The sequence below is a fragment of the Streptomyces sp. SDr-06 genome (genome assembly GCF_003324565.1).
Classification (GTDB): domain Bacteria; phylum Actinomycetota; class Actinomycetes; order Streptomycetales; family Streptomycetaceae; genus Streptomyces.
Map to the genome: position 1 here is coordinate 1 of NZ_QOLA01000010.1, position 26,450 is coordinate 26,450.

Annotated in this window: 27 protein-coding genes and 1 pseudogene; 11 read left to right on the top strand and 17 right to left on the bottom strand. The window is 68.9% G+C overall.

All coding sequences use genetic code 11. From position 1 onward, the window contains the following. Positions 1-187 precede the first annotated feature (187 nt). Complete coding sequence (locus tag DT019_RS20720) at positions 188-1,111, top strand: ArsR/SmtB family transcription factor (protein WP_114038374.1); 924 nt, start codon at positions 188-190, stop codon at positions 1,109-1,111. A gap of 215 nt (positions 1,112-1,326) precedes the next feature. On the opposite strand, the gene DT019_RS20725 is transcribed toward DT019_RS20720, so the two are convergent. Then, positions 1,327-1,587, bottom strand: a complete 261-nt coding sequence (locus DT019_RS20725) for a hypothetical protein (protein WP_147267332.1) — start codon at positions 1,585-1,587, stop codon at positions 1,327-1,329. Positions 1,588-1,881: 294 nt separating this feature from the next. Between DT019_RS20725 and DT019_RS40290 the strand changes: the two genes are divergently transcribed. Continuing rightward, entirely contained in the window at positions 1,882-2,145 is a 264-nt protein-coding gene (locus DT019_RS40290; RefSeq protein WP_411292720.1) for a hypothetical protein, read from the top strand. 197 nt (positions 2,146-2,342) lie between these two features. Here DT019_RS40290 and DT019_RS20735 read toward each other — a convergent pair whose 3' ends face one another. The 4 genes from DT019_RS20735 to DT019_RS20750 form a co-directional block, all read right to left on the bottom strand. After that, entirely contained in the window at positions 2,343-2,627 is a 285-nt protein-coding gene (locus DT019_RS20735; RefSeq protein ID WP_114038376.1) for a hypothetical protein, read from the bottom strand. A gap of 449 nt (positions 2,628-3,076) precedes the next feature. Further along, positions 3,077-3,604: a GNAT family N-acetyltransferase gene (locus DT019_RS20740; RefSeq protein ID WP_114038377.1), complete on the bottom strand. Its 528-nt coding sequence runs from the start codon at positions 3,602-3,604 to the stop codon at positions 3,077-3,079. Between the two features lie 260 nt (positions 3,605-3,864). Then, positions 3,865-4,137 carry a hypothetical protein gene (locus DT019_RS20745; RefSeq protein WP_114038378.1) on the bottom strand — a complete coding sequence of 91 codons (273 nt, stop codon included), beginning with the start codon at positions 4,135-4,137 and terminating at the stop codon, positions 3,865-3,867. Between the two features lie 97 nt (positions 4,138-4,234). After that, positions 4,235-5,437, bottom strand: coding sequence for an IS110 family transposase (locus DT019_RS20750; protein ID WP_114038574.1), 1,203 nt, complete (start codon positions 5,435-5,437; stop codon positions 4,235-4,237). Positions 5,438-5,706: 269 nt separating this feature from the next. On the opposite strand from DT019_RS20750, the gene DT019_RS20755 reads away from it, so the two are divergent. After that, complete coding sequence (locus DT019_RS20755) at positions 5,707-6,117, top strand: terpene synthase family protein (RefSeq protein ID WP_223279702.1); 411 nt, start codon at positions 5,707-5,709, stop codon at positions 6,115-6,117. Positions 6,118-6,578: 461 nt separating this feature from the next. Further along, complete coding sequence (locus DT019_RS20765; protein WP_114038381.1) at positions 6,579-6,788, top strand: hypothetical protein; 210 nt, start codon at positions 6,579-6,581, stop codon at positions 6,786-6,788. A 134-nt stretch (positions 6,789-6,922) separates the two neighbouring features. Here DT019_RS20765 and DT019_RS20770 read toward each other — a convergent pair whose 3' ends face one another. From DT019_RS20770 to DT019_RS20780, 3 genes are all read right to left on the bottom strand, one after another. Continuing rightward, the gene (locus DT019_RS20770; protein WP_114038382.1) at positions 6,923-7,477 is read right to left on the bottom strand and encodes a hypothetical protein; all 555 of its coding nucleotides are present in this window, start codon (positions 7,475-7,477) and stop codon (positions 6,923-6,925) included. Positions 7,478-8,079: 602 nt separating this feature from the next. Beyond that, a complete protein-coding gene (locus DT019_RS20775) occupies positions 8,080-8,496 on the bottom strand; it encodes a nuclear transport factor 2 family protein (RefSeq protein ID WP_114038383.1) in 417 nt (138 codons plus the stop codon). Between the two features lie 413 nt (positions 8,497-8,909). Then, positions 8,910-9,341, bottom strand: a complete 432-nt coding sequence (locus tag DT019_RS20780) for an ANTAR domain-containing protein (protein WP_189389774.1) — start codon at positions 9,339-9,341, stop codon at positions 8,910-8,912. Positions 9,342-9,576: 235 nt separating this feature from the next. On the opposite strand from DT019_RS20780, the gene DT019_RS20785 reads away from it, so the two are divergent. The 4 genes and pseudogenes from DT019_RS20785 (at position 9,577) to DT019_RS20800 (ending at position 13,236) form a co-directional block, all read left to right on the top strand. Then, the gene (locus DT019_RS20785) at positions 9,577-10,530 is read left to right on the top strand and encodes a helix-turn-helix transcriptional regulator (RefSeq protein ID WP_114038385.1); all 954 of its coding nucleotides are present in this window, start codon (positions 9,577-9,579) and stop codon (positions 10,528-10,530) included. A gap of 48 nt (positions 10,531-10,578) precedes the next feature. Next, positions 10,579-10,815: pseudogene (locus DT019_RS40295) on the top strand (hypothetical protein); the annotation flags it as partial. A 189-nt stretch (positions 10,816-11,004) separates the two neighbouring features. Continuing rightward, the gene (locus DT019_RS20795) at positions 11,005-12,234 is read left to right on the top strand and encodes an FAD-dependent oxidoreductase (protein ID WP_223279675.1); all 1,230 of its coding nucleotides are present in this window, start codon (positions 11,005-11,007) and stop codon (positions 12,232-12,234) included. Positions 12,235-12,501: 267 nt separating this feature from the next. Continuing rightward, a complete protein-coding gene (locus DT019_RS20800) occupies positions 12,502-13,236 on the top strand; it encodes an IS5 family transposase (RefSeq protein ID WP_223279676.1) in 735 nt (244 codons plus the stop codon). On the opposite strand, the gene DT019_RS41095 is transcribed toward DT019_RS20800, so the two are convergent. The 4 genes from DT019_RS41095 to DT019_RS20820 all read right to left on the bottom strand — a co-directional run bounded on the left by DT019_RS41095 (position 13,233) and on the right by DT019_RS20820 (position 16,924). Then, a complete protein-coding gene (locus DT019_RS41095; RefSeq protein WP_114038387.1) occupies positions 13,233-14,111 on the bottom strand; it encodes a GNAT family N-acetyltransferase in 879 nt (292 codons plus the stop codon). The genes DT019_RS20800 and DT019_RS41095 overlap by 4 nt on opposite strands. Before the next feature lie 768 nt (positions 14,112-14,879). Continuing rightward, the gene (locus DT019_RS20810; RefSeq protein WP_114038388.1) at positions 14,880-15,458 is read right to left on the bottom strand and encodes a sugar O-acetyltransferase; all 579 of its coding nucleotides are present in this window, start codon (positions 15,456-15,458) and stop codon (positions 14,880-14,882) included. Positions 15,459-15,665: 207 nt separating this feature from the next. Then, positions 15,666-16,412, bottom strand: a complete 747-nt coding sequence (locus tag DT019_RS20815; RefSeq protein ID WP_114038389.1) for an SDR family NAD(P)-dependent oxidoreductase — start codon at positions 16,410-16,412, stop codon at positions 15,666-15,668. 80 nt (positions 16,413-16,492) lie between these two features. Beyond that, the gene (locus DT019_RS20820) at positions 16,493-16,924 is read right to left on the bottom strand and encodes an Rrf2 family transcriptional regulator (RefSeq protein ID WP_114038390.1); all 432 of its coding nucleotides are present in this window, start codon (positions 16,922-16,924) and stop codon (positions 16,493-16,495) included. An 844-nt stretch (positions 16,925-17,768) separates the two neighbouring features. Between DT019_RS20820 and DT019_RS20825 the strand changes: the two genes are divergently transcribed. After that, positions 17,769-18,248, top strand: a complete 480-nt coding sequence (locus DT019_RS20825; protein ID WP_114038391.1) for a molybdopterin-dependent oxidoreductase — start codon at positions 17,769-17,771, stop codon at positions 18,246-18,248. Between the two features lie 364 nt (positions 18,249-18,612). Here the strand turns inward: DT019_RS20825 and DT019_RS20830 are convergent, their stop codons facing one another. Beyond that, on the bottom strand, positions 18,613-19,752 hold the full coding sequence (locus DT019_RS20830) for a PucR family transcriptional regulator (RefSeq protein WP_114038392.1): 1,140 nt from the start codon (positions 19,750-19,752) through the stop codon (positions 18,613-18,615). An 87-nt stretch (positions 19,753-19,839) separates the two neighbouring features. Here DT019_RS20830 and DT019_RS20835 point away from each other — a divergent pair, with 87 nt between their 5' ends. After that, entirely contained in the window at positions 19,840-20,895 is a 1,056-nt protein-coding gene (locus DT019_RS20835; RefSeq protein ID WP_114038393.1) for a ferredoxin reductase, read from the top strand. A gap of 7 nt (positions 20,896-20,902) precedes the next feature. Next, the gene (locus DT019_RS20840; RefSeq protein WP_114038394.1) at positions 20,903-22,021 is read left to right on the top strand and encodes a fatty acid desaturase family protein; all 1,119 of its coding nucleotides are present in this window, start codon (positions 20,903-20,905) and stop codon (positions 22,019-22,021) included. Positions 22,022-22,171: 150 nt separating this feature from the next. Here DT019_RS20840 and DT019_RS20845 read toward each other — a convergent pair whose 3' ends face one another. From DT019_RS20845 to DT019_RS40300, 4 genes are all read right to left on the bottom strand, one after another. After that, a complete protein-coding gene (locus tag DT019_RS20845; protein WP_223279677.1) occupies positions 22,172-22,768 on the bottom strand; it encodes a hypothetical protein in 597 nt (198 codons plus the stop codon). Positions 22,769-22,812: 44 nt separating this feature from the next. Continuing rightward, entirely contained in the window at positions 22,813-24,276 is a 1,464-nt protein-coding gene (locus DT019_RS20850; protein WP_114038395.1) for a sensor histidine kinase, read from the bottom strand. Then, positions 24,273-24,968: a response regulator transcription factor gene (locus tag DT019_RS20855; protein WP_114038396.1), complete on the bottom strand. Its 696-nt coding sequence runs from the start codon at positions 24,966-24,968 to the stop codon at positions 24,273-24,275. The genes DT019_RS20850 and DT019_RS20855 overlap by 4 nt, the downstream gene beginning before the upstream one ends. A gap of 573 nt (positions 24,969-25,541) precedes the next feature. Continuing rightward, the gene (locus tag DT019_RS40300) at positions 25,542-25,898 is read right to left on the bottom strand and encodes a hypothetical protein (RefSeq protein ID WP_223279678.1); all 357 of its coding nucleotides are present in this window, start codon (positions 25,896-25,898) and stop codon (positions 25,542-25,544) included. Positions 25,899-26,450: the final 552 nt, after the last annotated feature.

Here is a 26,450-nt window from a genome sequence, read left to right on the forward strand (position 1 = left end):
CGACGAGCGCGATCGCGTCCCGCTTGAACTCCTCGGTGTACCGCTTCGTGTACTTGCTTCCCACCTGGCGCTACTTCCTCTGGAACCTCAGGTCCCAGTCTCCAGGTGTCCACGATCAAGGGGAAGGTTCACATCGGCGGGGACTGACGTGTTGCGAGTCCACTGCACAACTGAGGATCTGCTCAGGGTGACCGTCGCCGACCGGCCGACGCCGCTGGTCGAACTCGGCCTGGCCTTCGAGATGTTGCAGCGCCGCGATGCGCACCCGGTCTTCAGCGCGTGGCGACGGCGCGTGGCCCGAACCCTGCCGCGCCCGGCGCGGCCCCTCTTACAACTGGTCTTTCCGCTGGGCGCCGGGCCGCTGTTCCTGGACCCGCCCAGCCACGACCTTGAAGAAGGCGTGGACCAGATCCTGTCAACACCCAAGTCCCAGGCCCGCACAGAGCTGCGCCGGATGTGCTCCATCGATCGCCCGCTGACACCCTGGGTGCGTGATCTCGCCGACCGTGACCGGGAAGCCTGGCAGATCCTCGGGCAGGCTGTCCGCGCCGCCCACGCCGATCTCATCGCCGAGGCTTGGCCGCGTATCCGGGCGGGCTTCCGCGCCGAAACGGCCTGGCGGTCCCGCGTCCTCGCCCAGCAGGGCTTGCATGTTGCCCTGACCGGTCTGGCTCCGAACATCCGCTGGCGCGGCACGATCCTGGAGGCGCCCTTCCCCCGCGACCTCGACCTCACCCTGCGCGGACAGGGCATCGTCCTGCATCCTTCCCTGTTCTGGTCCGACCACCTTCTGGCAGCGCCCCATCCCGACGGACGGCTGCTGCTGATCTACCCGGCCGTCACTCCCCTGCCACTCGACGACACCTCCACATCCGACGACCCGCTCACCGCGATCGTCGGCACCACCCGAGCACAGGCCCTGCGCCTCCTCGTCCATCAGCACACCACCACCGGCCTCGCCCGCGAACTCGCCGTCAGCCCGGCTGCCGCCTCCATGCAGGCCAAGACCCTGCGCGAGGCGGGACTGATCGTCTCCCAGCGGGACGGCAAAGTCGTGTGGCACTGGTGCACACCCTTGGGCCTGGACCTCCTCGTCCACGGCAGCACATGAACGGGACCCGGGTGCGGCTGGAGGGAGGCGTGCTCCAAGCCTGCCTCGCGTGCCAGGCTCTCGGCCTATGACCCGGTAGGTTCCGCGTGGCCACCCAGCCCCAGCCCGACGGCGCGGGCACGGAGGGCTGTTGGAATGACCGGGAGGTGGCCGAGGTCGGTCAGGGAAATGGTTCGGCCGCGATTTCGTGAAAGCACAGATCTGGTCGGCCCCGGTCACGGTGTCCAACGAGCCACCGCCTGGTCTGCCACCGAGAAGTCGGTCCGGCAGTCCGGGCAGGCGGCACGGCCGAAGAGGTACGGAATGCCGTGCGCCAGGCTCTCCTGCCCGTCCACCATGGCCCGCGTGAACAACCTCCGCACCGGCTGCAGGGGCGACCTCTCCACCTCGCTCACGTCGAGTCGGCCGTGGTCCAGCGCGCCGTACGGGCTGCTGTGTCCGACACGGGAATGGGCGGATGCCGACCTGCCTGCCATGGTGGGGCTGTTCGACGAGCCCGAGATCGCCCGACGCTCGCCGCCGGCCTCCCCGTTCGGCCTGAACGCGGCCACCGCTTACCTGACAATGATCCGCCGCACCCGCGCTGCGGGAGAACGCCTGCACCTGGCCATCTCCATCGACGGCGGCACGCCGCTCGGCGAGGTCCGGCGGGAAGGTGGGATGTCCAGCTCCTCGTGGTCCCGTGTCCGCCACCGGGGAAATCCCTGGGTCCACCCACGCCGGCCCCACGGGTGGGTTCCTGGCGTGTCGGGCCGCGGAGTCGCAGGAGGGTGGATACTCCCGGCACGGCCCTCATCGGGACCGCCGCGAACAGCACGGTCGTGGAGATCGCGGTGGACGGCGAGGCGGAGTCGGTACCGCTGAAGCTGGGCGTGTGGCTCTCGAACACCAAGGCCAGGCGCGACAAGCTCACCGTAGAACAGCCAGACGCGCTGCGGACGCTGGGCATGGCGTGGGCGTGGCACAGTCCGCGGCCGGTCGTTGCACCTGACGGTCAAGCGAGGTGCACCAAGACCCCGGGAGGTCATGGCTGATTCCCGAGGTCCCATGCGTGGGGACAACATCCTGGTGCAACAGCGATCCTCAGTAGTCACCCCGGGTCAGGCGCGCAACACGGCTCGGTGTTGCCGGGTGCCCGCAGGGGCCGGCTACCAGCGGTACGGGATGGTGACCCGGGCCCCCGGCCTCGACCAGGCGCTGCGCCGGTGCCTGTGGCCGGGACGTGGGGCGTTCAGCTGAGGTAGTGCACCCGCCCTGGTACGGACGGGTCGTAGCTGGCGATCGACTCAAGAACCAGGGCGGCGAACGCCACCCACTCCTCCTGCGGGGACCACGCCTCCCCGTCATCGGCCTGAACGTAGAACGGACTGGGTGCCCAGGCCAACAGAAGGTGATCCTCCGTCACCTCATGGATCCAGCCGAGGAACTCCCTGCCGTCAACGAGGGCGAAGCCCACCTTGTCAGCCCGTTCAGAGCAGCCGCACAAGTAGTCGTAGAGCGACTGATCTTCGAGCATTTGACGAGCGTAGCGGTGCTGATCCGGGAGCCCCTGCGCGCAGTCCGTCCGTGCGGCCCTGCAACCAGTCCGGCACACAAGTCACGGCGGACAAGTAGGGCGCGAAGCCGTCCTGCTACCGGGGATGTGAGGGACTCCCGCCGCTGTTGGAGGCGGCCCCCGCCGCGCAAGACCCCGCCCCCCCATGGTCTGTCCACGGCTGTGCCCCGACCTGCCCCCCTAGGCTGTTATGTCGGCGCACCGGTCCACCAAGCGGGCCTCAATGCCCGCAAGACCGTGCCTTCCCTTCACGATTGCGGCCGGTGCCACGAGACCGGAGGCGCACAACTCGAATGCACGGCACGGCACGCCCACCGATCAACAGACAGGTCGAGAGATCTGCTGACCGCCGAGGTGGTGGGCTCAAGCCGAGAGCGTGCACAGCGTCGTACGGATCGACGAAGGGGGCGTCAGAGCTGCCGCATGGCAAACAGTGTGGTCCCGTACACCGGGTCCACTTCCTCCCGCTCGGTCTCGGTGAACCCGACCTTGGCCAGCACACGGCGAGAGGCGGTGTTCCAGTCCCAGACGGTGGCCCACACACGTGTGTACCCACACGATCTCGCCCAGTCCAGAACCGCCAACGAGGCCTCGGTCGCATACCCCTGACACCAGACACGACGGAGCAGCTCGAAGGCCAGTTCCGGTTCCCCTGCCGCCCCTCGCTCGCTGTCGACCAGCCCGCAGTAGCCAATGACATCGCCAAAGGCCTTCCGCTCGACCGCCAGCAACCCGCGCGACCGGTGGGTGCGAATCGAATCCTCGAGCTCGGCCACCGTGGGATGTCCGTCCGCGTCGATCCGGCGGTGCAGCGGCACCCGCGGATCACGCTCGGTCCACAGCTCACGCTGGACAGCAGCCTCGGCCACCCGCCATGGCCTTAGCACCAGACGACTCGTCTCCAGTACGACCTCACTGCCCCGCGCGCCATCTGCCATGCAAGCAACCGTCTCACGGACCGAGTACCGTCCACGCGGCAGGTCAACACGGTGGTGACGCACGCTCAACGAGAGCGCACGGTCCCAGCCGGTCCCGGCCACAGCAGCCACAAGGCCCCTCAGCCGTCGGCCACACCACCTGACCTGCGTGCTTAACCATCGCTGAGACGAAATGCGGCCCATCAGGAGCGGGTGAAAGTCACTCACCTTCGGCGCGACGGAACAGAACGATAGGTGGCCTGGACGGACAACTCCGATGCTCAGCTTTCCCTCTCGATACCGAGGGCTGGCTCCGGAGGGCCAGGATGCGACATGTGGACGGCGCGGTCCGGCTGGTGCGCTTTCTGCCACTTGCAGGTGATTACCCCGAAGTTGATAAGAGCCTCCGAGGAGACGGGGCGAACCGCCGCATTCACGTCTCCGCGTTGCCCGCGCGGGCTCGGGGGTTCGCCCTCGACGACGAGTTCGACGAGGGCGGTCACGATGTCCGCGCTGCCAGGACCGCTGTCGGCGGCCTCGACGCGGTCCTGCACGGCGGACCAACGCGTACGGCTCTGGAAAAGGCCTTCGCAGAGCTTCTGGCACGGTCTTGCCCCGGCCGCTCGGCGGGGGGTGCCTCTATGTCTTTCGTCAAGCGAGGCGGGATGTTCGGTGTTCGTAGAAGGTGCCGTCGCGGAGCATCGCGAAGAGCACGCTGATGCGGTGCCGGGCGAGGCGGAGAAGGGCCTGTGTGTGGGTCTTTCCTCTGGCTCGGCACTTGTCGTAGTAGGTGCGGGAGGCGGGATCGTGCAGGGCCGCGAACGCGGACAGGAACATGGCTCTCTTGAGCTGCCGGTTGCCTCCTCGTGGTGCGTGTTCGCCGTGGATCGAGGTTCCCGAGGACTTCGTCGTCGGGGCGAGGCCGGCGTAGGAGGCGAGGTGGGCTGCGCTGGGGAAGCTGGTGCCGTCGCCGACGGTGACCAGCAGGATTGCCGCGGTCCTGACCGCGACCCCAGGAATCGAGGTCAGGACCGGCGAAAGAGGGTGCTCCTCCAGCAGCTCGTTGATCTGGGCTTCCAGGGCCCGCCATTGGTCGTGGACGGCTCCCAGCGAGCGGGCCAGCGAGGGGACGACGATGTCCAGCGTGCCGGTGCCCGGGACGACGACGGTCTGCTCGTCGAGTGCGTCGAAGACCTCGTCGATGAGCCGCTTCGCCATCCGGGGTGCCCTGGGCCGGATCACTTCCACGAGTCTGTGGCGGCCCGCTTTCCGCAGGGCGGCCGGGGATCCGTAACGTTCCAGCAGCCAGGTGACGGCCGGGTGGTCGAGGCGGGGGCCCAGAACGCGCTCCAGGCTGGGGTGGAACTGCGTGAGCAGGCCGCGTATGCGGTTGCTGGTGCGGGTGGCCTCGGCGGCGAGGTCCTGGTCGAAGCCGACCAGGACGGTCAGCTCGGCGGTGATCTCGTCCGAGAGTTCCAGCGAGCGCAGGGTGTGGGGCATGGTGCGGGCGGCGTCCGCGATGACCGCGGCGTCTTTTGCGTCGGTCTTCGCCTCGCCGGGATAGAGATCGGCGATGCGTCGCATGGCGAGTCCGGGCAGGTAGGCGACTTTGCAGCCCGCGTCGCGGGCGACGGTCAGCGGGAGGGCGCCGATCGAGGCGGGCTGGTCCACGATCAGCAGGACGGTGCCGAACTTCGCGGTGAGCTTGTCGAATACCGCTCTGAGCTTCGGTTCGCTGTTGGGCAGCGGCTTGTCGAAGACCTTCTTGCCGGCCGGGGTCAGTCCGTGGCCGTGGTGAGCGGTCTTGCCGACGTCCAGGGCCAAGAAGACGTCCACGTCGCTGGTGTCGAACATCGTGCTGTCAACTCCCTTGGTGCGGCTGGCCTGGGCGTCGGTGTCGTACTCGCGCATCCACGTTATGCAGACCTGCCGCCCGTGAAACTGCCCGGCCTTGCGCCGGGACCAGGCGGTGGCCGGACCTCTGATCAGCGTCTCCGACAACACCTCTCGGGCCCGGTGAACACCACCCCCCAGGTCATCGGCTTCGACAGGGGGCAACAGCCATGCCGGGCCCGGAGGCCAGCAGTCCTCTTGCAGGACCGCGAAGAAGATAACGGGGATCCATCAGTTCCGGTACGGGCTGCGCCGGTACGCGTGGACCCTGTACTCACAGACCGCGTGCGGACCGTGACGCCGGCCGGGTGCCGACCGTCGCGGAGTTCGTCGACCTGCGCCGCGACGCGATCGCGATGAACCTCTACTTCGACCTGTACGAGATCGACGCCGGCATCGACATCCCCCAGCCGGACCGACACCTGTCGGCCTACCGGGAACTGCGCAATGCGGCGAGTGACTGCATCTGGTTCCACAACGACATCGGTTCACTGGAGAAGGAGGTGGCCGTCGGGGACCTCCACAACGCCGTCTACATCCTGCACATCCGCGAGGACAAACCACTGCAGGAAGCAGTCGACGCCTCCAACGTCCTGCTGGGCGAACACGTGAACCGGATCCTGGTCGCGAGGACGAACTGACCCGCCTGAGCGACAACCCGCCGCACGCCGGACAGGCCCGCATCGCGTTGCAGCGGTGCGCACGCGACTACCGTCGCATCGTCCGCGGTGACTTCGACTACCACGGCCAGGTCCGCCGCTACACCGGCGCCGGGTCCTGACCCGCCCTGCCTCAGACGGCCGACGAAGCGTCACCCGCCGCTACCGGGTGCTCGCGGACCTCAAGACCGTGACGCCCCTGGCCACGCTCCTCGGACTCAACCAGTCCCAGATCGACGAATACAACCGGAACGCCCCCGACCAAGCCCACCGGCCCTTCCGGTCCTCGCAGCATGCCATGGGATGGGGCCTGCTGGTGATCGTGGGCTGCTTCGCCGCCAGCCTGTACGTCGCCAACGGCCAGACCAAGGGCTTCGTCGCCGCCATCGCGGGCGTCGCTGCGGCGCTCTCCGCCTTCCTCAACCGCACCCACCCGCACATGTATGGGCAGACCGAGCCGGCTCAACCGCTACTTCGAGCAGCCGGTCCTGACTGGCTACTACCCGACCGCGGAGCGCCTGGCCCAAGACCCGGGCGAGGATCCCGAGAGCGAGAGGCGCCGTCGCATCATCGACCAGGTCCTGGAAGCCAGTGCGCGGATGAACAACGGTGCCTCCGGAGAAGAGCAGCCGTCACCGTCCAAGCCGAAGTAGAAGAAGAAGCGCACCGGGCGGAGTGAACGTGACTGTGAGGGTGCCGTCCGTTAGGTCATGGGTTCGCAGTACGGCCCACTGGCCTTCGTGGACCGCACCAGCGATATTCACCCGGATTCGCTCAACCGGGCTGCTCAGCTTCTGCGGTCGCGCAGGCTGTACCCGCCGTTGACGATCTTGGCGTCGGCTGCGGGTGCCATGCACTGGGTGAGCAGTGGCTCGCCTTTTTTGGTAGCCCCGGAGAGCCCGATACGGGCCTCTCCCTTCTTCGGGACGTAGAAACTCACGCCCATGCGGGTGTGGGGTTCCAGCATGGTGAGCCAGGGGTGGCCGGGGCTGGTGCGCACCAGGCGGCCGGTGACGGTGGCGGTGGGGCCGCCGGTGGTGAGGCAGTCGACCGTGAACTCGCCCCAGTACAGCTTGCCGTCCTGGGCGTGTGAGATGCGGAAGGTGCCCCAGGAGCGCTGGGGCATGCCGCCCGCGGTGTACGCGGAGTGCGCGTCGACGGAGACCCGTACCTCCTGGTCCGGGACCGGGTAGTCCATGCGCCCGTCACCCTTGAGCGAGGAGACCATGACGGTCCCCTGCGCAGGCGGCGGGGCCGGGGCGGGCGCCGCGACTGCAGCGGGCGCCGCGACGGCAACCACCACGGCCAAAAGGGCGGTGGCGCGCAGGGTCCTGTTGAACATGCCGAACTCCGATCGGAAAGCACTGGGACACCCCCGATCATCATCAACACCGCCACCCGCGGGCATCGTTCGCCGGTAGCGTCCGTCTCCACCCCACGGCGGAGCCAGAGCCGCGCGTCGTCAAGCTCAGGCCCCTCCGCACCGCGGCGCAAGGACGCCTGCCCTGGGGCTTCCCCGACACAGCCGCCGCCGCGACCGGGCCATCCCCGTGCCGTCGGCGGAGGGCGCACGGCGGGCCCCGGCGCACCCTCGTCTCGGCGGAAGGACGCCCCGGCCGCAGGCGTGGGCCCCCAACCCCTGCGCCCCCGGCCCGGAACCCGACAGATGGCCCAGCCCCAGGACGGGACTCTTTTCCACTGGTGCCGCTGGTAATGCTCAGCCGTCCGGCAGATGGATCCGGCGCGGCCGCTCCATGACCCTTCACATGACCGCCGACGCGACGCCTGATCGCCCTTTCACGTGCTGCTCAGTTCACGCTCTACACGCCCGAGATCCTGCGCGGCTGCCGCATCCAAGGCGACGGTGTCCACCACTCCATGCTCGGCCTCGCCCAGCTGCACCATGTCGTCCGCGCCGGTGAGGACCAGGAGGGAGGTGCCTGGTCAGCCAGGCTTTGTCAGCCCACCCAGGGGAGTTCGGCGTGGCGAGAGTCTGCGACAGCTGATCCGCCAGCCGTCAGGGGTGCGCACGACGGTGTCGTCGTAGGAGACGGAACCGCAGGAGCCGTCCGCTTTGATACCCAGCCCCTTGGAACGGACCTGCACCCGGCCGTCCGCCCATGCGGTTACGACGACGTTGGTGACGTGGTGCGCGACCGGGTTGGCCGCTCCCAGCGCCCATGCCGCTTCCCGGATGGCTGCCACCCCGGACAGTGGCTCCTGGCCGAAGTCGGTGAGGTCGTAGACCACATCAGCGGTGAACAACTCCTCCAACCGATCAAGGCTTCCGTCGTCAACAAGATGACCATGCAACGAGACCAGTTCGATGATGACCAAGCGATCTTCAAGAGCGAGCGACACACGTGTCCTCTCCGGCCCGGCGTGGAAAACGCCAAGCCGAGCATCGATGCAATGTCGGCACGACGCCACACCGCTCAACGCGCTCGGGCGCGTCCGGCAACAGCAGGGCCGTGAACGTCGTGATCGTCCCTTACCGGCGCTCAGCCTGCCACAGACTTCTCCCCTTGCGCCCTGCCACCGTCAGCTGAAGCACGGCTTACCGGACAGCCCTGGAGCTACCGAGCCCACACGCACTCAGAACGTCGGGGCGCCTCATTCTTCCGGTGCTCCACTTCGGGCGCTGGGCTGGGATGCCGGGACGGTCCCGTGATGGGTCCGTGGACGTATCAGGGTGCTGGTCACAGCGTTGGGACGTCCCGGGGCACGGGGAGGGGCGCGGGACGGTTGAGCAGTCTGGCCGCGGCGGGTCAGTCTCAATGAGCGCTTAGGGTGCGGCTAGAGCCGGGCTGCGTGGCGGTACCTACGCCAGCCGGATCGAGTGCCCTTCGCCGCGTCCCCGGGCCACCTACGTGCGGGGGGAGTTTGGAGCGGTGGAGGAGAGGGCCGGGCCGGGCAGGAACGGTGGCGGACACTGCCTTGTGCAGCGCGGAAGCGATGGTGTCTGGTAGCTGCCCGGACTCGGCCCATCGCACAATGGCCGTCGCCACCTTGCGCAGCTTGATGTTGGTGTGCTGGGAGACCTGTTGAAGCACGACCCAGCTCTCCTGACCGCCCAGGCCATGCACCGCGCGGAGCACGCCGATGGCCTGATCCACGACCGCGTGCGAGACCAGGGCACGGCGCAGTTGCTCGACTTCCCGCTGGAGGGCGGTGATCTTGTCCAGCATGTCCTTCTGGTCCGTCATGGACAGCTGCTTCGCCTTCCCGTGCCCGCCCGGTGGGGTCAGCGTTCGGCGGGCACTCATGCCTTCCATCCTCCGCGGCCGGGGCGGCCCTCACCAGCCACGGAACGAACCACTGGATGGGCGGCCGGCCGGAAAACGAAAGGACCCGATGGCGCCCGTACCCGGATGTGGGCTACCGGAACCGGAGCGGCGTAACCTGCCGACTAAGGATCGGCCGTGACGAGCGGGTGGGGGCGTGGAGACACTCAGCTTCGACAGCGACGACTTGGGGCGCACCGAGGAGTTCCTCAGTCGCGCCTACGCGAGGATGCGCATCGGCAACGGCAGTCCCGCGACCAGCCGGGCCCGTATTGAGCGCAGTGCCATCGACTCGGTCAGTGTCGACGAGCTCGATCTGGACTTCGACATGAGCTATACGGTCACGCCCCTGGGCCGGATCTGCCTGTGCGTGGTGCACGAGGGCACCATCGAGGACCATGCGTTCCACGGCGTGCGGGATTCCTTCGGACCTGGCGACGTGGTGTCCTTCGTGCCTCCAGAACTGCCGTACACGGGACGGGTCTGCGGTGCCCGCTACAACATCACCATGCTTGACCCCGCGTTGTTGACACAGGTCGCCGGAGGGGCGAGCGGATCCGGCGCCGTCCGCCTGACCGGGCACCGACCGCACTCGCGCCAGGCCGCGGACCGGCTCCGGCAGAGCATCATCTACCTGCGCGACCATGTCCTGTCCGTGCCCGTCGTCGCCGACCAGCCGCTGGTCGCCTCCACAGCCGCACAGCACCTCGCCGCGAGCGTCCTGGCCACCTTTCCGAACACCGCGCTGATCGAGCCGATCAGTACCGACCGCCGGGACGCCCACCCGGCCGCCCTGCGCCGGGCGCTGGCCCACATCGACGACCACGCCGACCAGCCTGTCACCGTCGCCGAAATCGCAGCCGCAGCCCATGTGACCGTCCGCGCGCTGCAATATGCCTTCCGCCGGCACCTCGACACAACGCCACTCGCCCATCTGCGCCGGGTGCGACTGTCCCACGCCCATCAGGCCCTGCTCGACGCCGACCCGGGCAAGGGCCACACGGTCACCGAGATCGCCGCCCGCTGGGGCTTCTACCACCCGGGCCGCTTCGCCACCATCTACCGCGACTGCTACGGCCGCTCCCCCCACCACACCCTGCACCGCTCCTGACACCCCGAACCCTCTTCACACGAAAGGCCGTTAGCAGCCGTCAGATGAGGTGGCACTCGCCTGACGACCACCTGGCACCCGGGTGGAAACGGTCCAGAAGGCTTCTGTCTGGGGCTCGGGTTCGGGCCGACCGGAGAGACAAGCGGGGATCAGCGAGTCGGCGAACTACCTGACTCAGGCCGGATCACGAGAGCGGCCGGACAGGCACCCTCACACTCCGCCACGGCAGGACCGTGCCGCCCATCTTTCCGCGCAACCATCCGAACCCCCGGAGGCCGTTTTTGAGATGTGGTCAGGTTGCTTGGCACGCTGCGGGCCTGGAAATTCGGGCGCCGGGTTTGTTAACCTCAGGATCGAGGACACGCGAAGACACGGCCCGGTACGGGTTAGTCCGGGCAGCGCTGCAAAGCGCCGAACACCTCACTTCGCCGGCAGCCTCCGTGTACGGGACTGCCACGGCCAGGTGTGACCTGCGTGTCCCTTTCTCTGTCGTTGCGTGAGGAAGGGACGTCTGGCATGCCGTATCCACATGTGATCGTAATTGGCGCGGGGCTTGGCGGCTTATGCCTGGCACAAGGCCTGCGTCAAAGAAACATCAGCTTCTCGGTGTACGAACGTGATGTTGCCCTCGTGTCCCGTCAACAGGGATATCGCATCCACATCGACACCCGCGGGGATTGCTCCCTGACAGACACGTTGCCGACGGAGCTGTATCGGCTGTTCCGGGCCACGGCCGGGGTGCCACTGCCGTGCACCCCCGTATTCGACAGCCAGCTGAGGCAGTTGGCCGTTCTGAACAGAGACGGAGGTACTCATCTCGCGGTCGACCGGCTGACGCTGCGCCGGATACTGCTGACCGGATTGGAGGATGCCGTCTCGTTCGGCAAGAGGTTCACCCACTACCGCGCCGGGTCGGACGGCCGGGTCATAGCCCACTTCGGCGACGGGACCGAGGCGAGCGGTGACGTGCTCGTGGCCGCGGACGGAGTGAACTCCCCGGTACGCCGTCAGCATCTGCCGCACGCACGGGTGGTGGACACGGGGCTGCGCCAGCTGTACGGGAAGGTACCCCTCACAAAGGCGACCAGGTCCCTCTTCCGGGATGAGATGTTTGCCGTGTTCACGCCGGTCATCGGACCGGGAAAGCAGTTCGTCGGCGTCGCCCCGGTCGAATTTCCTGAACCGCCGGGCCGGGCAGCCGGCCGACTCGCGCCGACGGCGGCCCTGGAGGACAGCGCGGACTACATGACGGTCTCCTTCGGCTCCCGCCGCGAGCATCTCCCCTACGACGACGCCCAGTTGAAGACCATGAACGGAGCCGAACTGCAGGGGGCGACCCTCCAGCTGATCGAGGAGTGGCACCCCCAAGTCCGCCGGATCATTGAACACTGGCTTCCCGAAAGCATCTTCCCACTCACCCTGCGCACCAGCGTGCCCATTCCCGCATGGCACCCAAGCCGCATCACGCTGCTCGGGGATGCCATCCACGCGATGAGCCCAGCAGGCGGGATCGGCGCGAACACCGCCCTGCGCGACGCCAGCCTGCTCGCCGCAGCTCTGGGTAAGGCAGCCCACGGCCAGCCGATCACCGACGCGCTCACCGATTACGAATCCGCGATGACCGGATATGGATTCGACGCGGTACGCGCCTCAGCCGACAACGGGCAGCGCATGCTCGGCCAGGACCCATTGCCGACGTTCTGACAGCATCCGAGCCCACGAAAGCCGCCAGGTGCAGGAAACCGGGCTGATAGCCCTGAGCAACGCCCCTGCCTGCCCAGGGCCACTGAACCGGCCAACGCCACTACCGCATCCTGGCCGACCTCGTCGACGGCGACGCCACCGGACGATGGTTCCGACAACAGAAACAACGGAGCACCAGGGCGCAGTTGTCGGTCGAGCAGCAGGAACGAATGACCGCGCCAGGCCGTGCATAGAAAGTGGATCTTAACCTGTGAATGATCACGGTGCATGGGCCGGGGAGATCTCACGGACGAGCAGCGGGCGGCGCTGGAACCGCTGTTGCCGAAGGGTGCCAAGGCGGGGCGGCCACCCGTCTGGCCTCGGCGGCAGCTGATCGACGGCATACGGTTCCGGGTCCGGACCGGGGTTCCGTGGCGGGACATCCCCGCCGAGTACGGGCCGTGGAGCTGCCGGGCCTACGACCTGTTCGGCCGATGGCAGCGGAACGTCACCCGGCAGCGGATCCTCACCCGACTCCAGTCCCTGGCCGACGCGAAGGGGGCGATCGTGTGGGACCTGAACGTCGACTCCATGGTCCGCCGTGCCCACCAGCACACGGCCAGCACCCGAAGCCATGGTGACCTGCAGAAGGAACCGCCGGGCGGTGTCCATGAAGAGCCTGGAGATCACGGACTGGGACGTTCGCGCGGCGGGTTCACCACCAATCCGCACCTGGCCGTCGAGCAGGGCCAGAAGCCCATGGCGATCGTGGTGACCGCCGGGCAGCGCGGGGACTCTCCGCAGTTCGAGCCGGTGCTGAAGAAGGTCCGCGTGCCCCGTATCGGGCCGGGCCAGCCACGCCTCCGCCCCAACCGGGTCCGCTCTGCTAGGCATACGGATCCGACCTGGCCGAAGCCGTCCGCAACCTCCGAAAAACGCCCCGCACCGTGGAGGGCGTGTATCGAAAGGGCGGACAGGCCGGTCGGGGTGGTGCCCCGGTCCGGCCCGTCCGCTCTCTGCTAAAGGTCGAGCTGATGCTGGTGTGTGGTGTGCGTGGGTATGTAGCCGAGGCTGTCGTTGATCTGGCTCATGTGCGTGTTGCTGTCGGCGGTGTCGGTCAGGAGGCCACCGAGGTCCGGATAGTCCCTGTGGGCCTGTCGGATCGACTCGGCCTTCATCCATCGGCCGAGGCCGTTTCCACGGTGCTCGGGCAGCACGCCGGTGCCGTAGTGCTGGCCGTCACCTGCGCCGTTGCCGGGGATGACGAGTTCGGTGAACCCGGCGATCGAGCCGTTGGAGGCATCGACGGCGACGACGGTGTGCAGGTGGTCGCCGCGCTGTTCGACGGCCTTCGCCGCGGCCCGCACCCGGTCCACGTCCCAGGTCACGGTGCCGCAGTCGCTGTTGTCCATGGGCATGTCGTCCATGGCACGGCGTGAGGCGGTGAACGTCTCGGCGAGGTCGTCGGGGACGGTTCCCTGCCATGACCTCAGCCGGTAGCCGGGATGCGGACTCTCGATGATCTCGGCGAGGACGGCGGTATCCACGTCAGCCAGTGGCAAGCGGGTGAACCTCAAGGTGAGGACCTTCCGGAAGCCACGCGCTGCCAGGAAGTGATCACCGGGCGATCCGGCTTCCGCCTGCGCGACAACGCAGCGTCGGGCGCTGTCCCGGGCGGTGGCCACGGCGGTACTGAGGAGCCGGGAGCCGACGCCCTTGCGGCGCTCAGCGGGATGAACACGGAGGTCGAGCTCGGCCAGGTGCTCTTGTCCGCCGTCGAACAGGCGCAGAAAGGCCGTCCCGGCAGGGTTGGAATCTCCGTCCGACGCCAACCAGGCGAGACGCCGGCCGTGCGGCCCGTGAGCGGGGTCGGTCAGTGGGGTGATGCGAAGGGACAAGGTGTCTCCGTCGTGAGGAGGTGGCAAAGGTCAGTACACGAGCTCAACTCCTGGGCACTCCTGCGCATGTGCTCCACACCCCCTCGTCGACAGCGCCGGCCTGCACCAATGCAGACGGCTGGGTGAACCTAGCTGGCCGATCGGCTCCTGGGCAACGGGTTATCGAAGGCGGGCGCATGTGTGGTCACAGCCAGCCCATGCGATAAGGGGCGGAGCACCGTCCTCGTAGGCGTGCCGCATCGCTCGGCGGGCAGTCGGCATCGGCTACGGCGGCCAAGCGTGGTGTCTGGCGTTTTTCGGGTCGCCACAGGTCGTTGTCGGCCATCTCTGGCAGTCGCCCGGCCGTGCGAGGAGTGCGGGGAATCCTGAACTGGCCCCGGGGGCTGACGGACGGTCCCATGCCTATGTGACGGAACGCCGGGCCTCGGGGCCCCACACCACCAAGCCCAAGCGGGCCTCGATGCCCGCAAGACCGTGCCCACCCTTCACGATTGCCGCCTGCGCCACGGGACCAGAGGCAGTTGCAGGCGAAGCGACCGCGGGCGCCGTCCGTCAAGGCCATGGACGGCGACAGCGGGCGCCGTCCGTCAAGGCCATGGACGCGCCGCGCGGCCCGCCTTCTCCATCCAGAAGCCACCGACGGGTGATCCGCTGCGAGCGGAAACCGCGCTTGCAGCCGCAGCTGCCGTGCTGGTAGCGGGGCCGCAGCCGCCTGCGCTGGACGGTCACCACACGCAACTCGAAGTCGATGTCGGTCCAGACGTACAGTCAGCGTTCAGAACCGCGGACGGCTCCGGACGATGTCTTCAGCCGTCGGCGTTCGACCACGCTCGTGCCCGTCACCACGCTCATCGCTGGTACGTCTTTCGCCACCACGGAGCCGGCTCCGACCACGGAGCCCCGTCCGATCGTCACTCCAGGCGTGATCGTGGCGGCAGCCCCGATCCAGACCTCGTCCTCGATCACGATGGGGGCGTGGGTGATGCCGTCGTAGCGCTCATCGAGCTCGACCGGGTGACCGGCGGTAGTCAGGGTCACCCCGGGGCCGATCAGGACCCGATCACCGATCGTGATGCCACCAAGGTCCAGGAAGTAGCAACCCTGGTTGATGAACACCTTCTCGCCGAAGGTGGCTCCGAGGCCGTAGTCGCAGTAGAAGGGCGGCAGGATCGACAGAGAGTCGGGGACGGGTTTGCCGAAGATCTCTCCGAGCAGCGTTCTCCGCGCGTCGAGGTCGTCGAAGGGGAGGGTGTTGAGACGCGCCGTCAGTGTCATGACGAGCTGCACACGTTCCACGAAGGCCCGGGACTCGGGCGTTCGACTGCGGATGCGTTGTTCGTTGACCATGGGATCGGTGCTCCAGTCGCTGAGGCGTCGGGACGGGATCTTCCGTGAGTGATACGGGTCGCCCCCTCCGGTAATCCCTTGGAAACCAGTGGGTGTGCAGGTAGGCATTACAGCTTCGCTGTCTCCGCCACGCAAACAACCCTCTGCGCGGCGGAAACAACCATCTGTTGTGCTGGTGAAGTTCCGTGTGGGGACTCCAGACAGGACCTAGAGCTGGGTGGCACCGCCGTCGACGAGGAGTTCCGCGCCGGTGGTGAAGGAGCTCTGGTCCCCGGCCAAGTAGAGAGCAGTGGACGCGACTTCATCGGGATGACCGGCCCGGCCGAGTGGGGTCGGTGCGGCAGACTCGTCGGCCTGGTCGTCTCGCGGAAGTGCGGCCCGCAGTTCGTCAGCGCCGGGGGTTGTGACGGGGCCGGGGGTGAGGGCGTTGACTCGGATGCCACGGCCGGCGAGTTCGGCGGCCCAGGTGCGGGCGAGGCTGCGGATCGCGGCCTTGGTGGCGGCGTAGATGCCCAGGCCGGGGACAGCGCGCAGGGCCGCGCTTGAGGAGAGCAGGATCACCGAGGCGCCGGCCGGTAGCAGGGGGAGCGCCTTTTGGACGGTGAAGACCGTGCCCTTGAGGTTGATGGAAGTGGTGCGGTCGTAATCCTCCTCGGTGATCGTGCCGAGTGGGCCGAAGTCGCCGACGCCGGCGTTGGCCACGACGATGTCGAGACGACCGCTTCGCTCGGTGATCTCGGCGAAGAGCCGGTCGAGGTCGTCGAGCTTCGATACGTCGCTCCGGATGCCGATGGCGCGGCCGCCGACTTCTCCGACGGCGCTCTGCAGCTCGGCCTCGCGACGGCCGGTGAGGTAGACGATGGCTCCCTCGGCGGCGAACCGGCGGGCGACGGCCAGGCCGATGCCGGTGGAGGCCCCGGTCACGAGGGCGGTCTTGTTGTCCAGCTGTCCCATGACTTTCTCCGATGCTCGATGTAACTGTCATTGTTACGATTAGGGGCGAAAGGACCGCTCGCCGCGACCCGCGGTCGGAGCTAGGCGGCTTTCAGCACGTCGCGCAGCACGTCCTCCAGCGTGGTCCTCGCCAGTTCCGCGCGAAGGGCGGACTCAACGCTGTCGTAGGCGGCGCCCAGCACCGGCGCGATGCCGCGGCCCACGACGCACTCGGGGTCGGGCGCGGCGGGGTGCAAGGCGAAGATCGGCCCCGGCTCCACTGCTTCGTAGACGTCGAGGAGGGTGATCCTCGGCAGATCCCGCGACAGCGTCCAGCCGGCGCCGACCCCTCTTCGCGAGTCGACCAGGCCGGCCCTGCGGAGCTGGGAGAGCAGTCGACGGATCACCACGGGGTTGGTGTTGACGCTCGTCGCGATCTGCTCGGAGGTCGCGACCTCGTGGCCTCGGCGCTGATACAGCCCGATCCAGGTCAAGGCGTGCGCGGCGACGGTCAGTCTGCTGTTGGCCCCCATACCTTCCATCCCCTCTCGTCGTGGTGTAACAGTAACAGTTACGACTGCTCCGGGCGAGCACCCGAAGCGTTCCTGGGTGGAGGCCCCGCTCGGGGTACGACCGCAACCGGCCAGGGCGGCCCATGGGCGTGGGCCGGTGACCCGGACCCCGCACGGTCGTTGAGGCGGATGGTAAGGGAGTAGTGCACGAAGGGCGTCCCGGGATCGCGGTCAGGTCCCGGGACTTCGTGCTGTCCGACCTCGGACGCGCCCCACCCGCGCCGCGGGCAACGATTGCTCCCTACCGATCGTTGATCACGGTGCGGACCGCCCCAGACGGCGCGCTGCGGCTCTCCCGGGGCTCACGCACAGTAGGGCCCCGGGAGAGCCGCCACCCCAGGCGTTTCCAGCCCGTCTCGCGGACCACCGCGCCCGGCGATGGCGATGGCCCCGTGCGCAAAGCGATGTGGGCGCCCGTCGGCGGGGCGCGGGGCCCGAGGGGTCGTCCAGGGCAGGCAGTGACCAGCGCAAGCGCACTCTGGCTCAACTGCCAATGGCTGTGAGACTCGAGGTGGCCGGTCTGGGATCGGCTGCCAGGGTGGTGCCGGTCGTCCCGTCGTGTGGTGACGCATGTCAATGGTGGCCCTGCGAAGGTGCCCTCGAATGGACTTGTCCGACGTGGTGGGATCTGGCGCGCCATCGACGAGAAAGCCCAGACGATCGACCAGAACATGCCACGCAATTCTTCGTGGCAACCTCATAAATGCCAGCAGATCTCGACTCATTGGCTCGCATACGAGGTTCTCTGAACTGGCGATCGGGTATCACTTGACGCGGCACCGATCGCCGACCTGAAGGGGAATCGATGGACCAGCCGAGCACCACACCCCGCAGCACCGCGCTCGCCTCCTTCACCGTCTGCGGCGACGTCGCACGGCCCCTTACGCTCACCGTCGCCGACCTCCGCGACCGCTGGCCGCAGCACGGCACCGACGTCACCTTCGACTGCGCCACGAACGGACCCCAACACCACAGCTTCGAAGGCCCTTTGCTGTACGACGTCGTCGGCGCGGCTCGGCCGGCCTTCGACCCGAAGCGCCGCAAAGACCGCTCCCGCTTCCTGCTCGCGATCAGCGGCGGCGACGGCCATCACACCGTTCTGTCCTGGGGAGAGATCGACCCCGACTTCGCCAGCGCACCCGTACTTCTGGCGACTCGCCTCGACGGCAAGGACCTTGACGACGCCGGAACCCAGCTCGTCGTGCCTTGGGACCGCTGCGGCGCCCGCTACATCAGCACGATCACCCGCCTCTGGACCGGAACCTACAGGCCATTTGCGGCCTGAACCCAAAGGCTGATGTGCCCGCGGGCGCCGGCTGCCGCCGCGCTGACGGCAACGATTGCTCCCTACCGATCGGATCCGCGACGACTGGCACCAGGTCTTCCCCTCCGCCGTCAACCCTCACCACCAAGGGTTGCTGACACCCCACCCGCGACCACAGCCGGCCTACGACGCGCTCGCCCGCACCCCGTTCCGCACCGTGCTGCGGCGCCGCATGCAGCTGCTGTCCTGCCGCATCACCAGCCACGCTTTCTGGAACGCCGGCCCCGGTCGATCCGGCACGGCCCGTACCGAGCTGCGCCAGACGCACCGCTCAGCTCCTTCTGAGCGGCCTCCGCAGAGGCTCCCTCTGTGCTCCCTGGGGGTGTCAGTTGGTCCGGAGACCGACCGCCAGCGTCAGTTCAAGGACCTGGTGTGGCGATGCGAGATCCGGAAACAGCTCCCGCAGCTGCGACATCCGGTACCGGACCGTCTGAGGATGGACGAACAACGCCGCCGCCACCTCGTCCCGCCTGCCCTGATGCAGCAGCCACGCCCGCAACGTCTCCTCCAGCCGCCGCGCCGTCGCGACGGGCAGGGTCCGCAACGGTGCGAGAGCTCGGGCACGCAGGTCTGCGAACGCGTCCACGTCGGCGTTCAGCACCAGTTCCGGCAGGTGATCCTCGGTGTCGCGAATATCGGAGGAGAGGGAGCGCGCGCGTAGGGCGCGCTCGTACGAGGCGGACGCACGAGTCCATGGCCGGGCGGGGCCGACCACGGCGGTGCGATCGGTCAGCTGCCGCAAGAGACGTGATCGGTCGGCATCGGGGACAAGCAGCACACCGGTGGCGTCCGGCAGGTCGTCCAGGACGAGGGTGCTCGGGTCGAGCGCGCGGTAGGCAGGGCGGGCCTGGGCGGCAGGTAGAAGGACCGCGGTCAGTGAAACCGGAGGCTGCCACCCGGCCCGTTGAACAGAGGCCAGCAGCACCTCCGGGCTCGCGCCGCCGAGGAGGTCGCGGGCCAGGTGTTCCAGATGGCGCTCGTGGGCCCTGCCCCGGGCGGCCAGTTCGTCGGCGTGGCCCGCGGCGCTCGCGGCAGAGAGCTCGTCGATGTAGGCGAAGGTCAGCTCGGCGAACTTGGCGACCTCGGCGGCGGGCAGACCTACGGGTACGGCACCGGCTGCCAGGCATCGCCAGGCCACGCGGGCGCCGACGCGGTAGGCGCTGAGCAGAGCGTCCATCGAACGGCCGTCGCGCACCTCGCCGCGGCCCAGCTCGTAGGCTGCGTCACCGGCGTCGCCGCCTGTGGCGTTCCCGCTCGCGAGGTCCAGGTAGTGCCCCAGGGCGGTACGGACGGCTCGGCGGATGGTGGCGCCCATGCGGCCCGAAAGGGCGTTGGCGTAGGGAGGGACCTCGTCGATGATCGCCTGGACGACCTCGTCGGCGGTGGACTTCAGCACGGCCCGAAGTGCGGTGATCGTCGTCTCATCCAGGGCCAGTTCGCTGGCCCTCCGGATTGCATGACTCACGGTTTTGTTCCCTGCGAACAATTCAGCCGGTCAGATTTACGTCCTGCGGTCAGGACTTTACGCCTTGAGGCGCAGCAAGCTGGAGTCATGACGCGTACAGCCCTCCGCAGCAGGGCGTGGAAAATGCTGGAGATGGTCACGACACCGCTCCTGCCGTCGGACTACCTCGACCTGGTCAGCCCGCTGCGTGGGGGTGCTGACCTGCGTGGGCGCATCGAAGCCGTGCACCCCGAGACGGCTGACGCCGCGACCGTCGTGATCAGGCCAGGACGGGGCTGGCGCGGCCACACAGCCGGGCAGTACGTGCGGATCGGCGTCGATGTCGACGGGGTGCGCCTGTGGCGTGCCTACTCCATCACCTCGCCGACGAACCGCCAGGACGGCCGCCTCACGATCACCGTGAAGGCGATCCCGGACGGCAAGGTCAGCAACCACCTGGTCCGCAGGGCGAAACCAGGCACGCTGGTCCAGCTCGACCAGCCGACCGGTGACTTCGTGCTGCCGCAGGCCAAGCCCGCCAAGGTGCTCTACCTGACGGCCGGCAGCGGCATCACGCCCGTGATGGGCATGCTGCGCGACACCGAGTTCGACGATGTCGTCATGGTCCACTGCGCGCCAAAGCCGCAAGACATGATCTTCCGCAACGAACTGCACGACCTGGTCGCGGACAAGAAGCTGCGGCTCACCGAGGTGCACACCGAGTCGGACGGCATGCTCGACATCGCCCGTCTCGACGAACTCGTGCCGGACTGGGCCGAGCGCGAGACGTGGGCTTGCGGGCCCGCGGGCCTGCTGGACGCCGCCGAAGAACACTGGACCGAGCACGGAGTACAGGAGCGCCTGCACACCGAACGCTTCCGCCCCCGCATCTTCGTCGTCGGCGACGGCGGCGAGGTCACGTTCGGCGCCACCGGAAAGACCGTCGACGCGGACGGCGCCACGCCGTTGCTGGACATCGGTGAGGAGGCCGGCGTGCTCATGCCCTCCGGATGCCGCATGGGCATCTGCTTCGGCTGCGTCACCCCGCTCACGGCGGGCGCCGTACGCGATCTGCGCACCGGCGAGATCACCGAGGCCGAGCCGGGCGTCCTCATCCAGACCTGCGTGTCCGCTGCGGCGGGCCCCTGCGCCATCGAACGGTAGGAGCACCGTGACCGCCATCGACCCCACCGCCCATCTGACCGCGGAGCAGATCGAGGAGCTTGGCCGCGAGCTGGACGCGATCCGCGACGAGGTGATCGCCGCCCGCGGCGCGGAGGACGCCGCCTACATCCGTAAGGTCATCTCGGCGCAGCGCAAGCTCGAGCTGGTCAGCAGGGGTGTGCTGCTGTTCTCGATCTTCCCGCCCGCGTGGCTGGTCGGCACCGCCGGCCTGTCCGTGGCGAAGATCATGGACAACATGGAGATCGGCCACAACATCCTGCACGGCCAGTGGGACTGGATGCGCGACCCCAAGATCCACTCCACCACCTGGGAGTGGGACCACGTCTCCCCGGCCGACCAGTGGAAGCACTCCCACAACGAGCTGCACCACACGTACACCAACGTGATCGGCAAGGACAACGACCTCGGCTACGGCATCATGCGCGTCGACGAGGACCAGAAGTGGCACCCGTTCCACCTGGGCCAGCCGCTGTGGAACTTCCTCAACGCCTGCTTCTTCGAGTACGGCATCGCAGCCTACGACCTGGAGCTCGGCAAGAACCTGCACAAGCGCCGCCGCAAGAACCCGGAGTTCCGCGAGCGGGCCAAGGCCGTGGGCCGCAAGATCCGCAAGCAGGTGCTCAAGGACTACGTGATCCACCCGCTGCTGTCGGGCCCGTCGTTCCTCACCACGCTCGCCGCCACGTTCACCGCGAACCTGGTCCGCAACATCTGGTCCCACTCGGTGATCATGTGCGGGCACTTCCCCGAGGGCGTACAGGTCTTCGAACGCCGGTCCATCAAGGGCGAGACGCGCGGCCAGTGGTACCTGCGCCAGATGATGGGCTCGGCGAACATCAGCGGCAGCAAGACCATGCACTTCATGACCGGCAACCTGTCGCACCAGATCGAGCACCACCTGTTCCCGGACCTGCCGAGCAACCGGTACGCCGAGGTCGCGGTGAAGGTGCGCGCGCTGTTCGAGAAGTACGAGCTGGAGTACGTCACCGGGCCGCTCCCCCAGCAGGTCTTCTCCGCATGGCGCAAAGTCTTCCGGCTCTCACTGCCGAACAAGAAGCCCACGGTCAAAACGCCGGACCGTGAGCAGGAGCTCGTCGCGGCCTGATTCGCGGCAGTGGTTCAGCCTTTCGGCCGGACCGTCCGACAGTCACCCACCACCCACACGCACGTCGGCGAAACTTCTCTGTGCTGCAACGTTCCTGTGCCCACAAGCAGCCCGACGATACGGACTCCGGGGCGGAGCCCAGGGCGCCGGCTAGTGGTCCGCCTGCGTGTCCGCGTCCGCCGCCGCGGCGGCCGACTCCGCGTCGCTCACTTTCTTTTCCATCTGCTGCTCGGTGCCCGAGGACGCCCCGGACTGGGGGTGGGTGTGGCCGCAGCCCGTGGCGAGCGCGGCGGTCAGGGCTGCGGCCGCCACGGCGAGCGACACACCCCGGGCCCGCATCACTTGGCCCCGTTGTTGTTGGCCGCGCACCAGGAGGCCACGTCCTTGAGGTCCTTCTGGCGCTACCGCAAGGGTCGTCACCAGACCCTTGCGGTAGGTGAGTTTGTGGTCCAGGTAGGTGGCGATCGCGGTGTGGCCCTCCTTCTTGGCGTTGTCCACCCGCTGCTGCATGCGGGCCACCGAGCCCAGCGTCTCCGCTCCCCCGCCGAGCCGGTTCAGGGCACGCTCGATGCGCTTCTCGCTCTTGGGCTCGCGCTTGCAGATGCTCTTGGCTCCGTCGCCGGTGGGGGCCTTCGCGGTGGCGGGCGCCGAGTCCGCGAAGGCGCTGGGCGCGGTGACGGTCAGTACGGCCGTGGCGGCGAGGGCTGCCGCCGCGACCCGGCGGCGGTTGAAGATGGCGTTGTACATGGCTGCTGCCTCCCTGATGGACGGGTTTGCGGTAGGTCCCGAGGCTAGGAAGGCTCTTTGTGGGAACTCTGTGATCGCTGGGCGGTGACCGTCAACCAGTCTCGGCGGGCGGGGAGTTCGCCCTCCTGGGCCGCGTCCCGGGCAGGCAGCCGCACCGTGCACCTGGTGCCTGCCCCGCCCGGCCCCTCGCCGATTTCGACGGTGCCGCCGTGCAGCGCCGCCTGCTGGGCGACCAGCGTGAGACCGAGCCCGGAGCCGGTGCTTGCGGGCCCCCGGTGGAAGCGGCGGAACACCTCCTGGCGGTCGGCGGGGGCGATGCCCGGACCCCGGTCGTCGACGGTGATCAGCACGTGGCCGGCCTCGGCCCCGACGGCGACCGCGACCTCGGCCCGGCCTCGCGCGTCCCTTCCGTGGGCCAGCGCGTTGCCGACGAGGTTGTCGAGCAGGATCCGGATGCCGGGCTCCCAGCCGTGCAGCGGCGCGGGCCCGGCGCTCAGCGTGATCACCGCGTCCGGGGCGCGCCGGCGGGCCTCGGCGACGGCGGCGTCGGCGACCTCCGCCGCGTCGAGCACCCGGAACGCGTCGGCCTCCACCAGATCGCCGCGTCCGAGCTCGCGCAGCGCCACCAGCATGCCGAGCAGCCGCGCGTGCTCGCGGCGCAGGTCCTCGACCACCTCGGCGCGGTCGGCGTCGGGGAGTTCGGGGTGGGCCAGGACATCGAGGTTGGTGCCCATGCTCATCAGCGGGTTGCGCAGTTCGTGCGAGGCGGCCGCGGAGAAGGACCTCGCCGTGTCGAGGGCCTGCGCCGTGCGGGTGGCCTGCTCGTCGTAGCGGGCGAGGACCGTCTGGAGGGTGGCGGCCAGGTCGTCGACCTCGGCGACGCGGGTCGGCCGGTGCTCCAGACGTACCGAGGTCGCACGGGGGTCGAGCCCGGCCGCCGCCTTGCGCAGCCTGCGCAGCGGGCGGGTAGCGCCGCTCGCGATGGCCCAGGCCAGCAGCGCGGACAGCGGGGCGGCGAGCAGCGCGGTGGTGACCACACGGTTGCGGACCAGGGCGAGCTGGGCACGGCTCGCGGTGTCGGGCGCGAACACCCACAGGGTGCCGGAGACCTGCGTCCCGTTGACGGGCATCGCGTATGCCCGCCATCTGCGGCCCGAGCCGCGAAGCGTCACCGGATTCCTTGCCACCGCGGGCAGTGGCACCGAGGCATCGGGCTGGGGGCCGCCGCTGAACGTCCCGTCGGGCCCGATGAGCCGTACACCGACATCCAGCGCGGCGTTGAACAGGCGGCGCTGGCGGTTCTCCTCTGCGGTCGGCTGATGGTTGGCGGCGGCCCGCAGCAGGGTGCGGGCGTCCTGCGCGATCGCGGTGGCCCGGGTCCGCAGGTGGCTGTCTTCCTCGCGGTGCAGATCGCGGGCGACGAGGGCGAAGAGCAGCCAGCCGCAGGCCAGAACCAGGAGCGGCACGGTGACGCCGACGGCGAGCGCGATCCGGGTGGAGAGCTTCACCGCTGCTCCCGCAGGACGAAGCCGACGCCGCGCACGGTGTGGACCAGCCGGGGCGCCCCGCCCGCCTCCAGCTTGCGGCGCAGATAGCTGACGAAGGTGTCGACCGCGTCGGTACGTACGTCGAAGTCGTACCCCCAGACCCGCTCCAGCAGCTGGTCGCGGCTGAGGACGAGGCCGGCGTTGCGGGCCAGGACTTCGAGGAGTTCGTACTCGCGCCGGGTGAGGTCGAGGGGGCGGCCGTCGCGCTCGGCGGTGCGTGCCGCCGGGTCGATGACGAGGCCGCAGGCGCGGACCACGTCGTGCGGTGCGGGCGGGCGTCGACGCAGCAGGGCGTGCAGGCGCAGCACCAGCTCCTGCAGCGCGAAGGGCTTGACCAGGTAGTCGTCGCCGCCCGCCTGGAGCCCGGCGATCCGGTCGGAGGTCTCGTCCAGCGCCGACAGCATCAGAACGGGCAGGTCGTGCCCGTCCTGCCGCAGCGTCCGGCACACCTCGATGCCGCTCATCCCAGGCATGGACACATCGAGCACCAGCACATCGGGCGGGCTCTGCCCGATCGCGGCGAGCGCGGACCGGCCGCCGTCGGCGGTGCGGACCCGGAAGCCGTTCAGCCTGAGCCCCCGGTCAAGCGAGCGGCGCACCGCATCGTCGTCGTCCACGACCAGAACGTCCCCGGGACGGCTCGGCCCGCTCATCCGCGCTCCCTCACTTCATCCGGCTACCGGCGGATCAGCGTACGGGCCTGTCCTGTGTGCGCCCCGGACCTGTCCGGCGCCGGTTTCCAGGGCTGCGCACAGCGAGCGGCGGCCCCGGTGTGGGCGGACGACGCGGGCGCGGCCGGCACCTTGGCCGAGACGGTCTTCGATCCGGTCCGCCGGTCCTGGTGCAGGTGTCCCACCAGCGGGGCGACCGCCCGCTGCTCAACCGTAACGGCGCTGCCGAGCAGGGCCCCTGAAGCGGCACCGAGGAGCGCACCCACCGGGCCGCCCAACAACCCGACCAGACCGCCTGCCGCTCATGTCCCAACGGTTGTCACCCCGCCATCGGCCAGATGACTCCGCGGAAGGTCCCAGGGTCCCGTCCTCGGTGCGCTACAAGACCGCAGCCTGGCGCAGACCCGGCAGATCGACGGATTCCCCATACGCAGAACGGCATCGCTGTGGGTCGTCGAAGGCGAGGGTGATGACTCGGTGGACAACGATGCGGTGTATTCCTCTACGAGCGAGGGGCGGCGCCCCAACTGAGGCGCCGCGTGAGCAGACTGCAGCTCAGGCGGGTAGCTCCTTGATGTCGGTCGGCTCCTGCGGTGCGACGCCGTTGTCGCGGTGGCGGAAGTCGCTGGAGGCGGGATAGGCGGCGCGGCACGAGCGCATGATGGAGCCGAGCGGCCGGTGGGCTTCCAGGGCGTGCCAGGGGCTGAAGGAGAGGACATCGTCGGCGTAGCGGCGGCGGGCGTCGCTGTAGGCGTCCTGCGCGGGCAGGTACAGGACCGCGACGAGCTCGTGGGCGGACAGTTCCTCGGGCCACAGGACCGGGGCGTCCTCGATGGGCATGCGGACGATGTCCGTGCACAGTTGGGCACGGATGTCGTACTCGGCGCTTTCGTGTGCGAAGAAGTCGACCACAGGTCGCCCAGCGCCGACTCTCCGTCCTTCTTGGCGACGTGGCGGCCGGTCAGGGCTTTCACGTTCGCCGAACGCGGCGCGGCGGAGATCTTCGCGACGTGGTCGCCGTAGCGCAACGCGGCCATGGAGTGGAAGGTCTCCCCGAGGATGTGGTCGTTGGCGGCGGCCAGGGGCTCAACAGCAGGTGGAAGCGGGCGCCCGACGCGGGTGAGTGCTGCGGCGGCCACGCGGGCGGCCGCTCCGCTGAGTTGGAGCTGCTGGTCGCTCTGGCGGGGCTGCTTTTCCAGGAGGTCCTGGAGTTTGGCGTACTCGGCGATGTTGCCGAAGGGAAGTGTGGGGTGGTTGACCAGGAGGAAGTCCTGGGTGGTGAAACCGTCGTCCAGCGCCCGCGGTCCGGGGGCGCCGATCACCTTGATCGCGAGGCCGCGCTGGAACGGTACCTGGTCGGAGGGCAGGTCGCCGGGGGCGGAGGAGAAGCGGACGATCACCGGGTAGGTGGCCGGTTCGGCGAAGAGGCCTTGGGCGAGGTGGGCGGGGAGGCTGGACTCGATC

Bases quoted from the DNA above. Each gene is read 5' to 3' on its own strand.
- DT019_RS20725 (WP_147267332.1), bottom strand. From the start codon at position 1,587: ATGGCAGGCAGGTCGGCATCCGCCCATTCCCGTGTCGGACACAGCAGC.
- DT019_RS20735 (WP_114038376.1), bottom strand. From the start codon at position 2,627: ATGCTCGAAGATCAGTCGCTCTACGACTACTTGTGCGGCTGCTCTGAA.
- DT019_RS20740 (WP_114038377.1), bottom strand. From the start codon at position 3,604: ATGGCAGATGGCGCGCGGGGCAGTGAGGTCGTACTGGAGACGAGTCGT.
- DT019_RS20750 (WP_114038574.1), bottom strand. From the start codon at position 5,437: ATGTTCGACACCAGCGACGTGGACGTCTTCTTGGCCCTGGACGTCGGC.
- DT019_RS20765 (WP_114038381.1), top strand. From the start codon at position 6,579: ATGGGCAGACCGAGCCGGCTCAACCGCTACTTCGAGCAGCCGGTCCTG.
- DT019_RS20770 (WP_114038382.1), bottom strand. From the start codon at position 7,477: ATGTTCAACAGGACCCTGCGCGCCACCGCCCTTTTGGCCGTGGTGGTT.
- DT019_RS20780 (WP_189389774.1), bottom strand. From the start codon at position 9,341: ATGACGGACCAGAAGGACATGCTGGACAAGATCACCGCCCTCCAGCGG.
- DT019_RS20800 (WP_223279676.1), top strand. From the start codon at position 12,502: ATGGGCCGGGGAGATCTCACGGACGAGCAGCGGGCGGCGCTGGAACCG.
- DT019_RS20810 (WP_114038388.1), bottom strand. From the start codon at position 15,458: ATGGTCAACGAACAACGCATCCGCAGTCGAACGCCCGAGTCCCGGGCC.
- DT019_RS20815 (WP_114038389.1), bottom strand. From the start codon at position 16,412: ATGGGACAGCTGGACAACAAGACCGCCCTCGTGACCGGGGCCTCCACC.
- DT019_RS20820 (WP_114038390.1), bottom strand. From the start codon at position 16,924: ATGGGGGCCAACAGCAGACTGACCGTCGCCGCGCACGCCTTGACCTGG.
- DT019_RS20825 (WP_114038391.1), top strand. From the start codon at position 17,769: ATGGACCAGCCGAGCACCACACCCCGCAGCACCGCGCTCGCCTCCTTC.
- DT019_RS20835 (WP_114038393.1), top strand. From the start codon at position 19,840: ATGACGCGTACAGCCCTCCGCAGCAGGGCGTGGAAAATGCTGGAGATG.
- DT019_RS20845 (WP_223279677.1), bottom strand. From the start codon at position 22,768: ATGTACAACGCCATCTTCAACCGCCGCCGGGTCGCGGCGGCAGCCCTC.
- DT019_RS20855 (WP_114038396.1), bottom strand. From the start codon at position 24,968: ATGAGCGGGCCGAGCCGTCCCGGGGACGTTCTGGTCGTGGACGACGAC.